Origin of the sequence: Edaphobacter sp. 12200R-103 (assembly GCF_010093025.1) — a bacterium.
Classification (GTDB): domain Bacteria; phylum Acidobacteriota; class Terriglobia; order Terriglobales; family Acidobacteriaceae; genus Edaphobacter.
This window is the reverse complement of the sequence record NZ_CP048114.1, coordinates 1,667,437-1,685,109: the sequence shown is the minus strand read 5'-3', so window position 1 is coordinate 1,685,109 and position 17,673 is coordinate 1,667,437. Positions and strand designations below refer to the sequence as shown.

General features: G+C 58.5%; 15 protein-coding genes. 8 read left to right on the top strand and 7 right to left on the bottom strand.

Going from position 1 to position 17,673, the window contains the following annotated elements:
• Positions 1-367 precede the first annotated feature (367 nt).
• Complete coding sequence (locus tag GWR55_RS19070; RefSeq protein WP_202925590.1) at positions 368-532, top strand: hypothetical protein; 165 nt, start codon at positions 368-370, stop codon at positions 530-532.
• A gap of 240 nt (positions 533-772) precedes the next feature.
• Entirely contained in the window at positions 773-1,090 is a 318-nt protein-coding gene (locus tag GWR55_RS06965) for a GIY-YIG nuclease family protein (RefSeq protein ID WP_162401622.1), read from the top strand.
• A 231-nt stretch (positions 1,091-1,321) separates the two neighbouring features.
• Here the strand turns inward: GWR55_RS06965 and GWR55_RS06960 are convergent, their stop codons facing one another.
• The 3 genes from GWR55_RS06960 to GWR55_RS06950 form a co-directional block, all read right to left on the bottom strand.
• Entirely contained in the window at positions 1,322-2,335 is a 1,014-nt protein-coding gene (locus GWR55_RS06960; protein ID WP_370521398.1) for a hypothetical protein, read from the bottom strand.
• A gap of 320 nt (positions 2,336-2,655) precedes the next feature.
• On the bottom strand, positions 2,656-4,041 hold the full coding sequence (ffh, locus tag GWR55_RS06955; protein ID WP_162401621.1) for a signal recognition particle protein: 1,386 nt from the start codon (positions 4,039-4,041) through the stop codon (positions 2,656-2,658).
• 131 nt (positions 4,042-4,172) lie between these two features.
• Positions 4,173-4,457, bottom strand: a complete 285-nt coding sequence (locus GWR55_RS06950; RefSeq protein WP_162401620.1) for a hypothetical protein — start codon at positions 4,455-4,457, stop codon at positions 4,173-4,175.
• 204 nt (positions 4,458-4,661) lie between these two features.
• Between GWR55_RS06950 and GWR55_RS06945 the strand changes: the two genes are divergently transcribed.
• Positions 4,662-5,603, top strand: coding sequence for a site-specific tyrosine recombinase (locus GWR55_RS06945; RefSeq protein ID WP_162401619.1), 942 nt, complete (start codon positions 4,662-4,664; stop codon positions 5,601-5,603).
• Between the two features lie 4 nt (positions 5,604-5,607).
• The gene (locus GWR55_RS06940) at positions 5,608-6,612 is read left to right on the top strand and encodes a tyrosine-type recombinase/integrase (RefSeq protein WP_162401618.1); all 1,005 of its coding nucleotides are present in this window, start codon (positions 5,608-5,610) and stop codon (positions 6,610-6,612) included.
• Here GWR55_RS06940 and GWR55_RS06935 read toward each other — a convergent pair.
• Positions 6,536-7,780: a nitrogen regulation protein NR(II) gene (locus tag GWR55_RS06935; RefSeq protein WP_162401617.1), complete on the bottom strand. Its 1,245-nt coding sequence runs from the start codon at positions 7,778-7,780 to the stop codon at positions 6,536-6,538. The genes GWR55_RS06940 and GWR55_RS06935 overlap by 77 nt on opposite strands.
• A 312-nt stretch (positions 7,781-8,092) precedes the next feature.
• Positions 8,093-8,419 (bottom strand): rhodanese-like domain-containing protein, encoded by a 327-nt coding sequence (locus tag GWR55_RS06930; RefSeq protein WP_162401616.1) that lies wholly within the window; start codon positions 8,417-8,419, stop codon positions 8,093-8,095.
• A gap of 224 nt (positions 8,420-8,643) precedes the next feature.
• Here GWR55_RS06930 and GWR55_RS06925 point away from each other — a divergent pair, with 224 nt between their 5' ends.
• The 3 genes from GWR55_RS06925 to GWR55_RS06915 are packed head-to-tail and all read left to right on the top strand — an operon-like array spanning position 8,644 to position 12,610.
• Complete coding sequence (locus tag GWR55_RS06925; protein ID WP_162401615.1) at positions 8,644-10,089, top strand: sigma-54 dependent transcriptional regulator; 1,446 nt, start codon at positions 8,644-8,646, stop codon at positions 10,087-10,089.
• A gap of 2 nt (positions 10,090-10,091) precedes the next feature.
• The gene (locus tag GWR55_RS06920; protein WP_162401614.1) at positions 10,092-12,020 is read left to right on the top strand and encodes a PAS domain-containing sensor histidine kinase; all 1,929 of its coding nucleotides are present in this window, start codon (positions 10,092-10,094) and stop codon (positions 12,018-12,020) included.
• Positions 12,020-12,610 carry a hypothetical protein gene (locus GWR55_RS06915; protein WP_162401613.1) on the top strand — a complete coding sequence of 197 codons (591 nt, stop codon included), beginning with the start codon at positions 12,020-12,022 and terminating at the stop codon, positions 12,608-12,610. Before GWR55_RS06920 ends, GWR55_RS06915 begins: the two co-directional genes overlap by 1 nt.
• Positions 12,611-12,680: 70 nt before the next feature.
• Here the strand turns inward: GWR55_RS06915 and secA are convergent, their stop codons facing one another.
• On the bottom strand, positions 12,681-15,686 hold the full coding sequence (secA, locus tag GWR55_RS06910) for a preprotein translocase subunit SecA (protein WP_162401612.1): 3,006 nt from the start codon (positions 15,684-15,686) through the stop codon (positions 12,681-12,683).
• A 250-nt stretch (positions 15,687-15,936) separates the two neighbouring features.
• Between secA and GWR55_RS06905 the strand changes: the two genes are divergently transcribed.
• Positions 15,937-16,707 carry a DUF4239 domain-containing protein gene (locus GWR55_RS06905; protein ID WP_162401611.1) on the top strand — a complete coding sequence of 257 codons (771 nt, stop codon included), beginning with the start codon at positions 15,937-15,939 and terminating at the stop codon, positions 16,705-16,707.
• 12 nt (positions 16,708-16,719) lie between these two features.
• On the opposite strand, the gene GWR55_RS06900 is transcribed toward GWR55_RS06905, so the two are convergent.
• Positions 16,720-17,604, bottom strand: coding sequence for a rhamnogalacturonan acetylesterase (locus GWR55_RS06900; protein ID WP_162401610.1), 885 nt, complete (start codon positions 17,602-17,604; stop codon positions 16,720-16,722).
• Between the last annotated feature and the right edge of the window lie 69 nt (positions 17,605-17,673).

The window sequence follows — 17,673 nt, the reverse complement described above, 5'->3', positions numbered from 1 at the left end:
AGAACCGCAGATCCTTCGACTACGCCCTTCGGGCTTCGCTCAGGATGACACCGGTGGTGGGGTGGTAAGTAGTAGCAGCCAGATGGATCTGTGATTTTGCGGCAAACACGATTCTGCAGCCCCATGAACTCCTCTCAAGTCACAGTGTCATCCTGAGCGGAGTTTGGCGTGCCTTTCGCCAAACGGAGTCGAAGGATCTGCGGTTATGCTGGATTTCGATGCGCGAGACGATCTACTACACCATGCCTCATGGCGAGTCGGAGCCATAGCCTCTATGTAGGTACGACGAGTGATATCGAGCTTCGGGTGGAGCAGCATAAGCAGGGGGGGCGATGGCTACTCGAAGCGGTAGAACGGCAATCGGCTGGTGTGGTTCGAACGGTTCACCTATGTGGGTGATGCGATTGCGCGGGAGAAGCAGTTGAAGGGATGGTCGGGGGCGAAGAAGATCTGGCTGATCGAACGGGAGAATCCGGCCTGGGTGGATTTGAGCGAGGTGTGGGAGAAGCCTGTGGAGATGTTTGGCGAGTGATGAATGTGGTGGCGGGGAGGGAAGAACCGCAGATCCTTCGACTACGCCCTTCGGGCTTCGCTCAGGATGACACCGGTGGTGGGGTGGTAAGTAGTAGCAGCCAGATGGATCTGTGATTTTGCGGCAAACACGATTCTGCAGCCCCATGAACTCCTCTCAAGTCACAGTGTCATCCTGAGCGGAGTTTGGCGCGCTTTTCGCCAAACGGAGTCGAAGGATCTGCGGTTATGCTGGATTCCGATGCGCGAGACGATCTACTACTCCTACATCATGGCGAGCCGGAGCCATAACCTTTATGTGGGTACGACGAGCGAGATCGAGCTTCGGGTGGAGCAGCATAAGCAGGGGCGTTTCGATGGCTACTCGAAGCGGTACAACTGCAACCGGCTGGTGTGGTTCGAACGGTTCGCTTATGTGGGCGATGCGATTGCGCGGGAGAAGCAGTTGAAGGGCTGGTCGCGGGCGAAGAAGATCTGGCTGATCGAACAGGAGAATCCGGCTTGGGTGGATCTGAGTGAAGATTGGGGTAAGCCGGTGAAGATGTTTGGCGAGGGATGAAGGTGGTGGCGGTGTGGAAGAACCGCCGATCCTTCGACTGTGCCCTTCGGGCTTCGCTCAGGATGACACTGTGGTGAGCTTAGGTTGCATGGGGCTTTCAGGAATTGCAGTTCGCGCTTTGAGCGAATGCCCAATCATGCGAGGAGACCGCATGATTGGGGCGCCCGATGCTAAATGGGTGATTGGATGTATAGGTGGCCCATCCTTTATCACGGGAAGTTTGTAAGTAATCTATATCGCGCGCAGTCTTACATACAGGCGAAGAACTGGATTAACAAACTCGTATGTTCCTTGTCTTTCCGGAACCCGCCGCAACACAGGGCCATAACTTGGGTCAACTAGGCGTGGGACAAGTTGATCGATGTATTGAATCTCTAACTCCTCTGCATCTTTGCGTGCTTCTTTTAGAAGAATCCGACCACTCTCAGAATTGAACATGGCAATTTCTTCCGGCTGCCCAGCTAGAAGATGCAAGATTAGTTCTCTATCGCGAGAATTTCCGATTGCTCGCTGATAGCTAGACTCTAATGTGGGGAAAGCCCGTCCAGAACGAATGTCATCAAGGACACCCCCGAAGATAGCTCTATCAATAGTCGTCTTGCCTTTGAGGTTGGCTTGAGAGATGCACTCTTTGCCAATCAGCTGCGCAAAATATGGGTATCCTTGGCACACACTGACAATCTCATCAATCACGGATCTTTCAAATGTCACTTGACCTTTGAACAATCTTTCTGCCGTGAAGAAGATTTCTTCCGTTTCTGGCTTGTCCATCGGCAGTACGTGTATGGCACCTTCTTCCAAGAGGCGCTCGACGGATGCATGGTCAGCAACTAGATCTGCAAGATCTTGCCCAATTCCGCAGATCGCAAACTTCAGATACGGACTTGTTAAGGATTTGATAAGTGAACCAAGGCCTTTTTTGTCTTCTATAACGTCAAACTCATCCAACAGCACTAAAAGGCCATCACGTTTCATTTTTGCGTGAACTTGATGTGTGATTATCGAATCAACAAAATTGCGAAATGTTTGAACGATATCTCCAGGAACAGTTCTTGCATATTTTTCAGTGCTGCCCCCCTTAGTATCGAACTTCAGCACTTTCAAATCTGCTCCGATCCCACTCTCACTGGATCGGGTAAATTCCACCATTTCCTTGCCGTCTGCAGGGACTAACCGAAGCAATCCATCTTCGGAGTTTTGATCGTTGCAGAGGCGGCTAAGCAGTCCTGCTCCGTTTGCGATCATCGAATCGCAACTGTAATAGACAGTGAGATATTTTCGGGGTCTTTGGGGAAGCTCGTGTTGAAGGCCTGCTCTTATAGGGAGGGAGTAGTCGCCGAGTGCAACTTGTTGCAGTTGCCGAAGAAGGGAGGATTTACCCACCCCTCGTTTTCCATATATGGCGATAAGGCCCGACGGTGCGTTTAGCGATTTGACGCAATCACGTACAAGATCTCGGCGACCAACAAACCTCTGCGGATCTCTTATTTACATCCGAAGTAAAACCAATCTCTGGATTGACCATAAACTACATTTTTATCAGCGTTTTACGAACAGAGAAAGTTTTATCTTCCGAACCGTTGCCGTCCCTGAAGCTGGCTCATCATTCTTTGCTGAGCCTTCATGCCTCCGCCTGAGCCCATGGTCTTGAAGACCTTTCGCATCTGGGCGTACTGGCGCAGGAGGTTGTTGACGTCCTGCACGGTGGTTCCGGAGCCTTTGGCGATGCGCTTGCGCCGGTTGCCGTTGATGATCTCGTGGTCGGCGCGCTCGCGGGCGGTCATGGAGTTGATGATCGATTCGACGCGGGTGAACTGGCTCTCGTCGACGTTGTCGATGGCCTGCGACATTCCGGCGAAGGGACCGACGGAGGGCAGCATCTTGAGGATGGACTTCATGGAGCCCATCTTTTTGATCTGGCGGAGCTGATCGCGGAAGTCCTCGAGGGTGAAGCCGTCGCCGGAGAGGGCCTTCTTGGCGAACTGCTCGGCCTTGCCGCGGTCGAGGCGCTCTTCGGCGCGCTCAAGCAGCGTGGCGATGTCGCCGTGGCCCATGATGCGGGAGACGATGCGGTCGGGGTGGAAGGGCTCGAAGGCGTCGGGCTTTTCGCCGGTTCCGAGGAACTTGATGGGGGCGCCGGTGATGTGGCGGATAGAGAGCGCAGCGCCGCCGCGGGCGTCGCCGTCCATCTTGGTGAGCACGGCTCCGGTGATGGTGAGGCGGTCGTTGAAGGCCTTGGCGGAGTTGACGGCGTCCTGGCCGGTCATGGCGTCGGCGACGAAGAGGATCTCGGAGGGGTTGAGCAGCTTTTTGAGCGCGGCCATCTCATCCATCAGCTCGGAGTCGATGTGGTTGCGGCCGGCGGTGTCGACGATGAGCATGTCGCAGCCGTAGTTGGCGGCTTCGCGCTTGGCCTCCTTGGCGAGACGGAGGACGTCGTCGGTGCCAGGGTGGGCGGATTCGACCTTGCCTTCGTAGAGGTTGGCGTTGATGGAGCGGGCGACGATGGCGAGCTGTTCGCGCGCGGCGGGACGGTAGACGTCGACGGAGACGAGCATGGGGCGGTGCCCGGCCTTCTTGAGCCACTGGGCGAGCTTGCCGGAGGTGGTCGTCTTACCGGAGCCCTGGAGGCCGGCCATGAGGATGACGGAGGGAGGCTGCGAGGCCTTCTGGAAGCGGGCGGTGTCCTTGCCGAGGACCTGGACGAGCTCGTCGTTGACAATCTTGACGATCTGCTCGGCGGGGGAGAGGGCGGTGGCGACCTGTGAGCCCATGGCGCGGGTGCGGATGTGCTCCACCAGCTCGTTGACGACGGCGAGGTTCACGTCGGATTCGAGCAGGGCAAGGCGAATCTCGCGGACGGCGTCGGAGATGTTCTCTTCGGTGATGGTGCCCTGGCCGCGGAGGTTCTTAAAGGATCGCTGGAGCTTATCTGACAGGTTTTCAAACATGGCTGACTACCAGTTTATCAGCGGGGAAGTCCTGGATTTTTGTGGCGGCTCGGGCGAAATACAGAGGTTCTTCGCTTCGCTCAGAATGACGGTTCCTGCAAGAAGGCGCGGTGACGGTTCGGTGGGGCAGGTTAGGCGTTGGGTCGGGCAGGGGCGAGGTCTTTGGAGCGTCCCAGGAAGGTCATGGAGAGGTAGGCGCCGATCCAGGAGCCGAGAGCGGCGAAGCAGACGTAGATCCAGTTGCGGGTGTAGCTGATGACGGCGAAAGCGGAGAGCAGGTACCAGATGCTGCTCCAGGTGGCGGCAGGTACGCGACGGCGGGAGGAGACGGCGGCGTTGAAGAGCACGTAGACGGCATCGGTTGCGGCGGTGGAGAGGAGAACTCCTCCAGCGAGCAGGAGGTCGATATGAGTCATTTGGTATTCCTTTGGCGAATGAGATTCTGAAAAAGTGATTCGTCAATTTGTAATCGAACGATGCGATCTTTGTCGGCATTTGGGTGCCTGCAAAGGCTTGCATACATAAGTGCGGAAGGGGTGTGACGAGAGGTTCGTACCAAGGCAGGTACATCGGTGGGACGGGTGGTCTCAGCGGGGCTGGATGTGGAGATAATCGGATGCATGCACCCCAACCTTCCCGGTAACGTCCAGATCCTTCGGGAGTACATGGTGTACCTGCGTGTCGAGAAGGGAGTGCGGCCTGCGACGTGTGCGGCGTACCGGCGCGATCTGGAACAGATGGCAGAGCATGTGGAAGGGCGAGACGGACTGCTGCTGACGGTGCAGCAGGAGGACGTTACCGCGTTTATGGAAGGACTGCGCGGCAACGGCGTCGATTCGCGCTCGATTGCGCGCAAATTGAGCGCCCTGCGCGGATTTTATCGCTGGCTGCTGATGGACAAAAAGATCGCGCACGATCCCACGGTGAACGTGGAGACTCCGGCGAGCTGGAAGATTCTGCCGAAGAGCCTGGCCGAGAGCGAAGTGGAAGAGATGCTGGAGCGCACCGGCGTTGCGGCGCGTGTCGCTGATGCGGATGCACTTGCGCTGCGCGACCATGCCATCCTGGAACTGCTGTATGGCGGCGGCCTTCGCGTAGGGGAGATATGCTCTCTGCACGTTGAGGATCTGCAGATGGATGCGGGCCGGGCACAGGTTCGCGGCAAAGGTGACAAGGAGAGGATCGTCCCGCTGGGGCGGTCGGCGCTCGAGGCTTTGGAGAGATATCTTGCGCTGGGCCGGCCAGCGCTGGATGAAAAGGGGCGGGAGCGCACGCTGTTTCTGAGTGTTCGCGGAAAGCCGCTTACGCGTCAGTGGGTATGGGAGATGGTGCGTTCGGCCTCTCCCCCGGGAGAGAAGGTGAGTCCGCACAAGCTGCGCCATAGCTGCGCAACCCACATGGTGGAGCACGGCGCCGATCTGCGCAGTGTGCAGACGCTGCTGGGACACGCGGATATTTCGACGACACAGGTGTACACGCATGTTGCGCTGGGAAGACTGAAGCAGGTCCATCGGATGCATCATCCGCGTGGCAGGCGCATGACGCCAGAGGCTGAGGTATAGGCACGTGGAAGACGGGAGCGTACAGACCGAGTTTTCTCGCCTGACGGAGCAGTTTCTGTCCGTGCTGGCCACACAGCGTGGTTCATCGCAGCACACACTGCGCGCTTATACGCGCGAGATTCGCAACTTTGCGTCCTATCTGGCGGAGTCGCTCGGTACCGAAGCGAAGATTAAGGCGGTCGAGCACACGCATATTCGTTCGTACCTGGCGGTGCTTTATGAACGTGGGCTGACCAAGGCCAGTGCGGCCCGTGCCCTGGCAGCCATTCGAAGCTGGTTTCGCTGGCTGGCGAAGGAGAGGCTGATAGAGCAGAATCCGGCGCTTCTCGTCAGTACCCCCAGGCTGCCGAAGCATCTTCCCAGGGTACCGACGGTCGAAGAGGTCAACCGCGTTCTGAACTCGCTGGAAGGCGCTCAAAAGCGTTCAGCGCCAAGCCGTGTGGATGAGGCTGCAGAAGGAGTGGAGGAGAGCATCCGTTGGCCGGAGAGGGAGCGCGCCATCTTCGAGCTGCTGTATGGCTGCGGGATTCGGAACTCTGAGCTGGTAGACCTGAATCTCGACAGCGTCAAGTGGGCCGACGAGGCCATCCTGGTTCGCGGCAAGGGACGCAAAGAACGCATGGTTCCCCTGGGAGACGAGGCTGCGATGGCCCTTCGCAACTATCTGCCAACGCGGGCGGAGCGGCTTCAGGCGGCAGGAAAGAGAAATCTGGTGAACCAGGGGCCATTGCTCATCAATCTTCGCGCGCGCGGTGATTGCAGGCTAACGACCCGCAGCGTGGGCCGCATCGTCAAGGCAATTGCTCGAAGCCGCGGACTGCCGGCCGATGTGCACCCGCATACGCTTCGGCATGCGTTCGGTACGCATATGTTGGAGGAGGGTGCCGACCTGCGGGCGATTCAGGAGATGCTGGGGCACGAGAGGCTTTCCACTACGCAGCGTTATACGCAGCTGACTGCCGGTCAAGTTCAGAGGGTGTATGACGAGACTCATCCTCGCGCTCGTTAGCCTCTGTCCCCCGCATCTGGAGAAGCTGCCTCTGCAGCCTACTTTCGGACGACTCCTCCATCTCGCTTGATGGAGCTTCACTGAGGTCTGGAAGGAAGATGGAAAAGACTGTCCCGCGATGGGCAGGCGACTGACTGCTGCGCACCGAGATTCTTCCCTTGTGCCGGGAGATAATCTGGCTGCTGACCCAAAGGCCCAGACCTGTTCCTGCCGCACCCTTTGTCGTAAAAAAGGGCTCAAAGATCTGTCGCAGAGTCTCCGGACTGATTCCGCTTCCGTTATCCGCAATGACGATGCGGGCTCCGCGGGTCCCAGTCACCGGATCCCAGGCCGGTCGGACGCGCAGGCGCAGCCGGCCGCCCCTGGACATGGCATCCAGTGCGTTGCCGATCAGGTTAACGATCACTTGCCGAAGCTCACCCTGATGGACCAATTGAGGTGATAGAGAGGCGTATTCTTTCCGAACAACAACGTTGGAAGTGGAAAGCCGTCCAAGGTGAAGAGACAGGGCGCTGTCGATGATCTCGCGAAGGGCGACACTGCCTGTTCCCCGGGTATTGCGGAAGAAGCCCAGGGTCTGCGAGACGATGTGCGAGACTCGGGCCAGTTCATGCTGCGCCAACGTAAGATAGCTGCGTGCTTCGTCGGAGATTGACTCGTGTTCCGCCAGGTAGAGCAAGTTGGTGACTGACTCCAGTGGATTGTTGATCTCGTGCGCAATGCTTGCAGCCATGCGGCCGACCAGGGCCAGCTTGTCAGTATTTCGGAGTACGTCTTCCGCGCGCCGGATCGCAGTGATGTCACGCGATACTTTGGAGGCCCCGATGAGTGTTCCGGACGGGTCGCAAATCGGAGAGACCGTAATCGACACCATGACGTCGGTTCCATCTTTGTGCCGGCGCCAGGTCTCGTAATGATCGACCTTTCTTCCGTGGCGAACCTCGTCAAGCACACGCTCCGTATCTTCCTGGCAGCGTGCCGATGCCAGAATTGAAGTTGGGCAGCCCAGGATTTCATCGGCTATATACCCGAAGATTCGTTCGGCGCTTCGATTCCAGCTTGTGATTTTGCCATTGAGATCGCAACTCAGGATTGCATCGTCGGAAGATTCGACAATCGCTGCGAGTAAAGCCAGATCCCGCTCCGTGTTTTTTCGCTGCAATTCCATCTGCGAAAAGACTTTTCCGGGTCCTTGCGTGGCCTGTTCGTCTGACCCTCCCTGCCGTTCTGCAGAGGTGTTGCCTGGATCCTTATTTTCGTTATCTCCGCCTGATTGCGATGTAGATGTAGCTGACCAAACCATGCTGCTCCCAATGATCTCCGACAGGACGTTCCCATCCGGAGGTCTCTTTCGCATTTGAGATGCACAAATGTGCCCAAAAAGCTGCCAAAGGAAGGAAGGTCCTCATTTAGACGGCGCAAAGTGTTCATAGCGGAGAGGAAGACTCGGTAGACATGATCAAGCTGCGAATCTGGTTAGTTAATACCGGGGAACAGAGGGGTCGATGGCCCGTGACCAGCGATCGATTCCCCCCGCGAGCGATTGAACATGCTCAAATCCCTGTTCCCGTAGCCACATCGTTACAGAAAGCGACCGTGCGCCATGATGGCACAGTACGACAATGGGCTGATCGGGGTCGAGCTCCTGGTGAGCCCTGGATGGAACATCTCCCATGGGCATCAGCAGCGAATCCGGAAGGCTGGCGAAATTAAACTCCCATGGTTCACGAACGTCCAACAGGAGAGGTTGGGGAGCCTTTTGGAGCTCTTCGGCCAGTGCTTCAACGCTGATCTCTGGTGCAAGCATAGGGAATAGGATAGCGCGTGTGAGGTGCAAAGCCGCGTCCTCACCCATGAGTCGAAATATTCGAGTTTCCGATAAGCGCAATAGGCTAAAAGATTTACCTCAAGCCCGCGGCAATTGCCTGCTTTGAGAGGCAGGAGCGGCCGGAGGAGACGATACACTTAATAGTTCAGAGGCATCCAAGCTGAGTATCCGTTTGAATCTCTGGTAAGAAAGCAGGAAGACTTTTGGAACGAGTTTTGATCGTCGAAGACGAGATCCATGCGCGCACGGGTTTGACCGAACTGATCGAGAGCTGGGGGTACAGGACTGAAGGCGCAGCGGATGGCGTTGAAGGTCTGGAGAAGGCGCTCTCCTGGAAACCGGCCATCGTTGTGACCGACCTGAAGATGCCTCGCATGGACGGGATGGAGCTGCTGAATCGCATTGGGGAGCTGCCCGACCACATCGCGGTCGTCATGATGACGGCTCAGGGATCCATCGAATCTGCGGTGGAGGCAATGCGCAGGGGCGCCTTCGACTACGTCCCCAAGCCGGTCGATCCGCTTCGTTTGCGGACCATTTTGCAGAACGCCAGCCGGCAGCACGCCGAGACTGAGACCGCTCGCGTGGGCTACTCGCAACGCCTGCGGCCGGATACCGGCACGCTCGGGCCGTTGGTAGGAACCTCAGAGCGGATGAAGCAGGTCTTCTCGCTGATCGAGCGGATTGCTCCCTCCAACGTCAGCGTTCTTGTCACCGGCGAGAGCGGAACCGGGAAGGAGTTGGTGGCCCGTGCCCTGCACGAACTCAGCTCGCGGCACAACAAGCCATTTGTGGCAGTGAACTGCGCGGCCATTCCTGAGACGTTGATTGAAAGCGAGATCTTCGGACATGAAAAGGGAGCCTTTACGGGTGCACTGGAACGGCGGGCGGGATGCTTTGAGCTGGCGGAAGAGGGGACGCTGCTGCTGGACGAGATCGGTGAGATGCCGGCGGCGACACAGGCCAAGCTGCTCCGAGTACTTGAGGACCGTAAGCTGCGGCGACTGGGAAGCAAGACCGAGACGCCGGTCGATGTTCGCGTTGTAGCCGCCACCAACAAGGATCCCGAGCAGGCTGTTGCCGCAGGCGAGTTGCGTGGCGACCTGTACTACCGGCTGAATGTCTTCAATATCCAGATGCCGCCCCTGCGCGAGCACCTGGAAGACATTGCTCCGATTGCGCAGAAGATGATCGGGGACATGAACGAGCGCCACAACTGCAGCGTGACGGGAATGAAGGACAGCCTTCTCAAGAAGCTGATGTCCTACCAGTGGCCGGGCAATGTGCGTGAACTGCGCAACACAATCGAGCGTGCCACCATTATGGCCGGAACGGGCATGCTGGGTTTGGAGCACCTTCCGCCGCAGTTTGGGGAGTCGGGCTTTTCTCCCGTCATCGGCAGGCCGGGGCGTTCCAGCGAGTCGGATGGCGCCCGTCCGAGCGAGGTGGAGCGCTACCTCGAAGATCAGAACACGGTCCGCGTTGAAGTTGGCACCACCGTCGATGAGGCGGAGCGGCAGCTGATCCTCAAGACCCTGATGTCGACCCACAACAACAAGACAAAGGCCGCAGAGATTCTGGGTATCAGTTCGAAGACCTTGCAGAATAAGCTGAAGGAATACTCAAATAACTCTGCCCTGGTGGACTAGGCATGCGGCTGAAAACGAAGCTGGTCGTGTCCGCTACCGGACTGACATGCGCCATTGTGATGGTGCTGTCGATTCTGTTTGTCGGAGAGCTTCTGCGGCAGAGAATTGAGCAGACGGCTGCCGCGAACAGCGTTCTCGCCAGCCAGGTCACTTTAATGACGCGCCAGGCGGTGGAGACAGGGTTGCGTGCCAATCCTCCTTCGGATGGAAGCGACGAGGCGCTGCGGGCTGCGGTTGCTGACGCTCTGCGTAACTATCAGCCGCTGGCTGATGTGATGAATGCTATCGTCCGGTATTCTCCGACGGTGCAGGACGTCAGCGTGGTCGATGACCGCGGCATCATCATTGTCAGCACGGATCCGGACGAGATGAATGAGGCTGCACCGCAGCGGTACAGCCTCGAAAGCATCCAGAACGGAAGCATTGCCTACCAAAGCAGACAGGTCTTCGGGCGGCCGCAGGTCTTTGACTCCGTTCAGCCGCTGGAACGAAACGGGCATCCGTTTCTGATGATCCATCTGGGAGTGCGCTCGACCTTTCTGAGGAATTCTTACGAGCCATGGCTTCGTGCTGCGGCTCTCTTCGCGTTTCTGGCGGCGGTCGCGGCGATGCTGGCAGCGGCTGTACTGGCCACCGCGGCCCTGCAGCCAATCGAACAGATCAGCCGCCAGCTGCAGAAGCTAACGCTCCAGGCAGGAGAGGCTCCCACCCCGACGAAGCCTATCGGGGATGCAGTCGTGCGCGTCTCCGAGACGATTGACCGCCTGGGCCAGCAGATGCGTTCGACTGAGGCCGGTTACACGGCCCTGCAGGCCAGCCTAAATCAGATGCTGGACACATTGCGCGACGGCGTTCTTTTGTTTACCGCGGACCGGCGTGCCCTGATGGTATCTGACGCCGTGGCGTACTTCGTCAATCGCCCACAAGGAGAACTGGTAGGAAAGAATCTGGAGGAGATCTTCGAGCCTGAAACAGCACTGGGAGCGGCGGTGCTCGCAGCCTTTGCAGATGGAGAATCCGGCGGGGCAGAGAGCGTAACCCTGGAGGATGGACGGCGCGTACAGGTTTCGGTCGATCGTTTTGACGACGGTTTGGGCGAGAGCATGGGAATCCTGATCACTCTGCGCGACCTGGAATCCATGATGCAACTAGGGCAGGAGCTTGAGATCTCGCGCCGCCTGGCCGCTATTGGCCGTCTGACCGCTGGCGTCGGGCATGAGGTCAAAAACCCGATCAATGCCATGGTCGTCCACCTGGAGCTGCTGCGGAGCAAACTCGCGAATGCCGAAGCGGCCGGTCTTGGCGGCGCACAGCGTCATGTCGACATTCTTGCCGGTGAGATGCAGCGACTGGATCGCGTGGTCGAGACACTGGCAGATTTCTCTCGTCCCATGGATCTCAAGCTTCGGGAACACGATCTCCGCCAGGTGGTGAACGCCGTCGTCGAACTTGCCTCCGCCGAAATGCATGAGAACGGCGTGCTTGTGACGGTAAATGCTCCCGGGGAACCTTTGCCGGTACGGGTGGATGCAGAGCTTGTCCGTCAAGCGTTGTTAAACCTGATGTTGAACGGGATGCAGGCGATGACGCAGGGAGGGAAGCTGACCGTAAGTTTGCGTAGGGAACATCCGTTTGCTGTGGTAGAAGTTACCGACGAAGGAGAAGGTATCCCACCGGATGTTCTTCCGCGTATCTTTGAACTGTACTTCACTACGAAGGCAAAGGGCAGCGGAATCGGGCTGGCAATGACGTATCGCATCCTGCAGATGCATGGTGGGGCGCTTGATGTCCGTTCGAATGCGAATCCGCATGCCCCGGATCGAGGAACGACATTCACCCTGAAGTTGCCGGTGGCCTCCGGTTCGCCGGGGGAGACGAGAAAGGGAATGGCCGCGGGTTCCAGCCGCAGGGTGATAGGAGAGCACGTGTAATGCGAAGCAGAAAGTTTCAAAGACCGGTAAGAATAGCTCTGCAGGGTGCGGGGCTGGGCTGTGTCATGGCCATCGGTCTGACTGGATGCCGGCATAAGCCCGTGTTGCCTCCACTGCCCCCTGTCATACAGCCGATGGCCGTGCTCCGTTTACCGGAACCTGATCCTCCACCGATGATTCCGCCGGTCCAGGTTGAGCTGCCACCCGTACCTATGGCCAGCGGAGCTACCCCGCACCGGGAACGCAGGCGCCGGCCTTCGGGGTCGTCTGCGACTGCATCTTCTGCAGCCACGCCGCCGCCGGATACAACAACGCCCGCTGCTCCGGCCGAGGCCGATCCGATTGGTTCGCTCTCGCTTGGCGGCGAGGCCAGTCCGCGCGCCCAGCAGGAGGCAGCGGACATGATCGCTTCTATCCAAAATCGCTTGAGTAATTTGTCCGCGAGCAAAGTACGGCAGGAGCGTTCCCAGGTAAGCCGCATCCGGAACTTCCGTAGGCAGGCACAGGATGCGCTGAGCTCCGGAGATGTGGAGGGAGCGAAGACGCTTGCCACCAAAGCACGCCTGCTGCTGGACGACTTGGAGAAATAGGCGAAGAACCCGTGACACAGGAAAAGGGCGGACATGATGTCCGCCCTTTCGTTTTCTGCGTGAACTGCGATTATGCCTCTGCGCCGTGGCACTTTTTGAACTTCTTGCCGGAGCCGCATGGGCACGGGTCGTTACGGCCTACCTTATCCCCCGTAAGGCGCGGCGTATTTCCATTGCCTGCCGCGGTTGCTGTTCCTACGGCCCGGGCTTGATCCAGCTCCTTCTGCTTCCTGTGCTGGAACTCCCGTTCGAGGGCATCGATCGTTGTGGATGGAGCGCGGGTGGGAATCGGCACTCCTGCGTGCTCCGGTGCAGTTCTCGAAGGAGGTGCCTGGGATGCCGGAACACTTATCGGCTCAGAAGCTGGCGGGTTGAATCCGCCGAATCCAGGAGGAAGCTGCTCCAGGGTCTCGATAGGATTGCCGTCGGGTCCGATAATCTGCATCCGGAAGAGATGCCGCAGCGTGTCTTCCTGGAAGCGGAGCATCATGCCCTCGAACATCTCGAAGGACTCTTTCTTGTAGGCCACCAGAGGATCCTGCTGGGCATAACCGCGCAGGCCGATGCCCTCCTTCAGGTGGTCCATCTGCAGCAGGTGGTCCTTCCAGAGTCCATCGAGGACGCTTAGCATGACGACGCGTTCGTGATAGCGCATCGCCTGCGGCCCGAGGATCTTCTCCTTGATCTCGTAGCGACCACCCAGCCTTTCAAAGAGCGCTTCGCCCAGTTCATGGCGACTCAGCTCCGAGATGTCCACTTCATTTTCAAGATGAGCGCCGAACTGGTCGAACAGGGCAGAGAAGAGTTCCTCGCCCTTCCACTCTTCCGGGTTGACCTTCTCCGGAGCGTATTCGTCCAGCAGATTCGAAAGCACGGTAGAGAGATAGTCGTCGGTGATGAGCTGCTTCTGATCGACGCCCTCCATCAGCTGCTTGCGCAGTCCGTAGACAGCCTCGCGCTGCTTGTTCATCACGTCGTCGTACTCAAGGACGTGTTTGCGCGACTCGAAGTTCTGGGTTTCGACAGCCTTCTGGGCGGCTTCGATGCGGCGGGAGATCATGCCGCTTTCGATGGGGACGCCCTCTTCCATGCCGAGCTTCTGCAGCAGGGTTGAGACCCACTCGCGCGCGAAGATGCGCATCAGGTCGTCTTCAAGCGACAGATAGAAGCGTGAGCCGCCAGGATCGCCCTGACGTCCGGCGCGTCCGCGAAGCTGGTTGTCGACGCGGCGGCTCTCATGCCGCTCGGTACCGATGATGAAGAGACCGCCCGCCTCCACGACAGCGTCGCGTTCCTTCTGCGAGGCAGAGGAGTGTGCGGCTACGGCTGCGTCCCATGCCTCCTGGGTCGTTTCGAATTCCTGGCTCTGGTAGTAGAACCGGAACATTCCCGGGCCGGCGACTGGAGAGATAGCGCCTTCGGCGGCAGAGACGGAGCGCGCCTGCTGCTTGCGTACCAGGTCCTGACGGGCCATGAAGTCCGCGTTGCCGCCAAGCAGAATGTCGGTACCACGACCGGCCATGTTGGTCGCGATGGTGACCATGCTAAGGCGGCCGGCCTGGGCAACGATCTCGGCTTCCTTCTCATGGAACTTGGCGTTCAGTACGACGTGACGAACACCTTTGCGCTTCAGGATCTCGGAGAGCAGCTCTGACTTCTCGATGCTGGTCGTTCCCACCAGGACCGGCTGGCGCTTCTCATGCAGCTTTGCAATCTCATCGGCCACCGCAAGATACTTCTCCTTGGCGGTGCGGTACACCACGTCCGGATACTCAATGCGCAGCATCGGCCGATTCGTAGGGATGACAACGATGTCCAGCTTGTAGATGCTGTCGAACTCGGCGGCCTCGGTTTCGGCCGTGCCGGTCATACCGGACAGCTTTTTGTACATGCGGAAGTAGTTCTGGAAGGTGATGGTCGCCAGCGTCTGGTCTTCCTTGCGGATGGCGACGCCTTCCTTGGCCTCGACGGCCTGGTGCAGGCCGTCAGACCAGCGGCGTCCGGGCATCAGGCGGCCGGTGAACTCGTCGACGATGATGACCTCGCCCTCCTTCACGACGTACTCGACATCGCGCTTGTAGAGGGAGTGCGCCTTCACGGCGACTTCAACGTGGTGTTTCAGATCCCAGTTCTCAGGATCGGCGATGTTGCCGATGTCGAGCAGCTTTTCGATCTTCTCCCATCCCTCATCGGTGATGGTGACGGCTCGGGCCTTCTCGTCGATGACATAGTCACCGGACCACGTCTTGCTGTCGAGGGTTTCGATCAACTCTCCCTGCTCGAGGCTCGGAATGATGACGTTGACCCGGGCATATTTATCGGTCGTCTGGTCCGTCGGGCCGGAGATGATCAGAGGCGTACGCGCCTCGTCGATCAGGATGGAGTCCACCTCGTCGACGATGCAATAGTAGTTTCCGCGTTGGACCTGGTCGGCGACCTCGAACTTCATGTTGTCGCGCAGGTAGTCGAAGCCGAACTCGTTATTGGTTCCGTAGGTGATGTCGGAGGCGTAAGCCTCGCGCCGCTGCGCATCGTCCAGGTCGTGGACAATGACGCCAACGGACAGTCCCAGGAATCCATAAATCTTGCCCATCCACTCCGCGTCACGCTTGGCCAGGTAATCATTGACCGTCACCACGTGGACGCCACGGCCGGCAAGCGCGTTCAGGTAGCAGGGAAGCGTTGCCACCAGCGTCTTACCTTCGCCGGTCTTCATTTCAGCAATTTTGCCGGAGTGGAGCACCATGCCGCCAATTAACTGCACATCGAAGTGGCGCATCTGCACGACGCGGCGACCCGCCTCGCGAACCACGGCGAACGCTTCGGGAAGCAGGGCATCAAGCGCCGCTTTCTCCGCGGCATATCGCTCCTCGGCATTCTCAGGTGTATCTTCTATTCCCACGAGGGCATCGGCGATCCGCTTGCGGAACTCTGCCGTCTTGTTGCGCAGCTCTTCATCGCTCAACGCCTGGAGGGCAGGCTCGAGGGCGTTGATCTGGGCAACGGTCGGCAACATCCGCTTGACCGCACGATCGTTACTGGTTCCAAAGACTTTTGATATGACTGAGTTAAACAAACCTGTGTCCTTCGTAGGGAGCAAGATACTACCCACTTATCAGTGTAAATGGTTCGTCAGGGAAACGGGGACAACCTGCCGAAGGTCTGCTCTGGCGCGAACCGCAGCGAAATGAGAAGGTTGCTTTCTCCCTTTACCGCGCACTGAAACGGCCCAGCGGAGAAAAGATGCCTCTTTGCAGAAGGATTGAGGAAAACAGGCGGCTGACAAGGTACGCTGTCAGCGACGAAGTAGAAAGAGGATTTTTGAAATGTTCACGTACCTGCAGAGTTCGATGTTGATTCTGGCTGCTCTTGTGTGTTCGCTGCTCTTCGTCAGCCTGTTGAATCGATGGTGGCCTATTCAGAGCCGCAAAGGGATCAATGACGTGACGGGCTGGCAGCTCGGTGTGCTGGGGACCACCTACGGAGTGATTCTCGGCTTTATGCTCTACACCGTGGCAGAGGGCTTTCGATCTGCCGAGGTCGATGCCGCCCTGGAAGCGACCTCCATGCTCAACATCTATCGCATCGCGGGCGGCCTGCCGTCTCCCCAGAAAGACCATATTCGCGATCTGGCGCGCCGCTATGAATATGTGGTCGTCAACCAGGAGTGGCCCGCCATGCAGCACCAGCAGGAGGATCGCGCTGCCGACGGCGTGATGAACGAGATGTGGTCTGTCCTTGAGACGGTCAAGGCAGATTCAGTAATCTCCACCAACAGCCTGGATCACATTCAGTACGCGATGAGCAATCTCTCCGAGAGACGGAACATGCGCAATCAGCAGCGGAGCAACCAGATGCCCGGGCTGCTCTGGGGCCTGCTGATACTCGGAGCAGGCGCGACCATCACCTCATCCTGCCTGCTGGGCAACGATAAAAAGTGGCTTCATTACTGCCAGGTAGCGGCGCTCACCTTTGTCGTCGTTACAACGCTGGCCGCAATCGCTGACCTGGCCCGTCCCTATGAGGGCTCCGTGGCCGTCAAACCGGAAGCATTCGTGCGGGCTCTTGGGGTAATGCAGACGCTCACACCTCATTGAGGCACGCAGCGCTCAGGGAGCGGATGGTTTGAGATAAGCCGTCAGCGGCGAGTGCGCCTGACGCAGAGCGATCACAACAGACTCGGCATTCCGCTCCGCCCCCTCCGCGCTGGTGTGGGTATGGTCGATGGGAAACAGCGCCGCCGTCTTCTCCGGGCCAAGCGCCTCCAGGCGGTCCGCCTCGACAGTCGCCATATCGACGACAGGGATCTTCTCCTGCGCGGCTACCTGGTACTCATAATCGCGGTAACCCATGTCCCGCTCAATGTGAGGCTTGCTGTCGGGACCGTCCTTCCAGATGTTTCGGATGGTCACGGTGAGCAGGATCGGATGCGCTCCTTTTGCTCGGCTGTCCTCGATGTATTTGCGCAGATACCAGCCGTAAGTGTGGACCGTCTCCATGGTCTGGCCTGCGAGAGGACCGGTCTCGAACGGCTTCTTGATGGAAAGCTCCATGGTCTCGTCGCCGATTCCTTTGACGCTTCCTCTCGACTTCGGGTCTTTGCTGGGATCTCCCCCGCCGTCGTTGTGGCCCATCTGGATCAGGACATAGTCCCCGGCCTTCATCTCCGACAGAACCTTCGCCCACAGACCCTCGTTGTAGTAGCTGCGGCTGCTCCGGCCCGCGCGGGCGCGATTGGCCACGTTGATCCGGCTGGTATCGAAGAAAGGGGCAAAGTGATCGCCCCATCCCAGATCCGCCTGGTTTCTCGCCGTCGAGTCGCCAACGACGAAGACCGTCGTAAGAGCCGGATTCAACGGTGCATCGGTCGCCGCGGAGGTCTGGTTCGGCGTATTCGGAATCGCCTGGGTCTGCGAGAAAGACGCCAGCGGCGCCAGAAGGAAAAAGCAGGCGACTCCCGCGGGAATCGCTCGTCTGCATCCTGTCAGAGACATAGCCGAGAGCCTAGCACCCGGTAAGGGTAAATGTCATTAGGAAAACAATATTTCACTCGGAATAAAAAG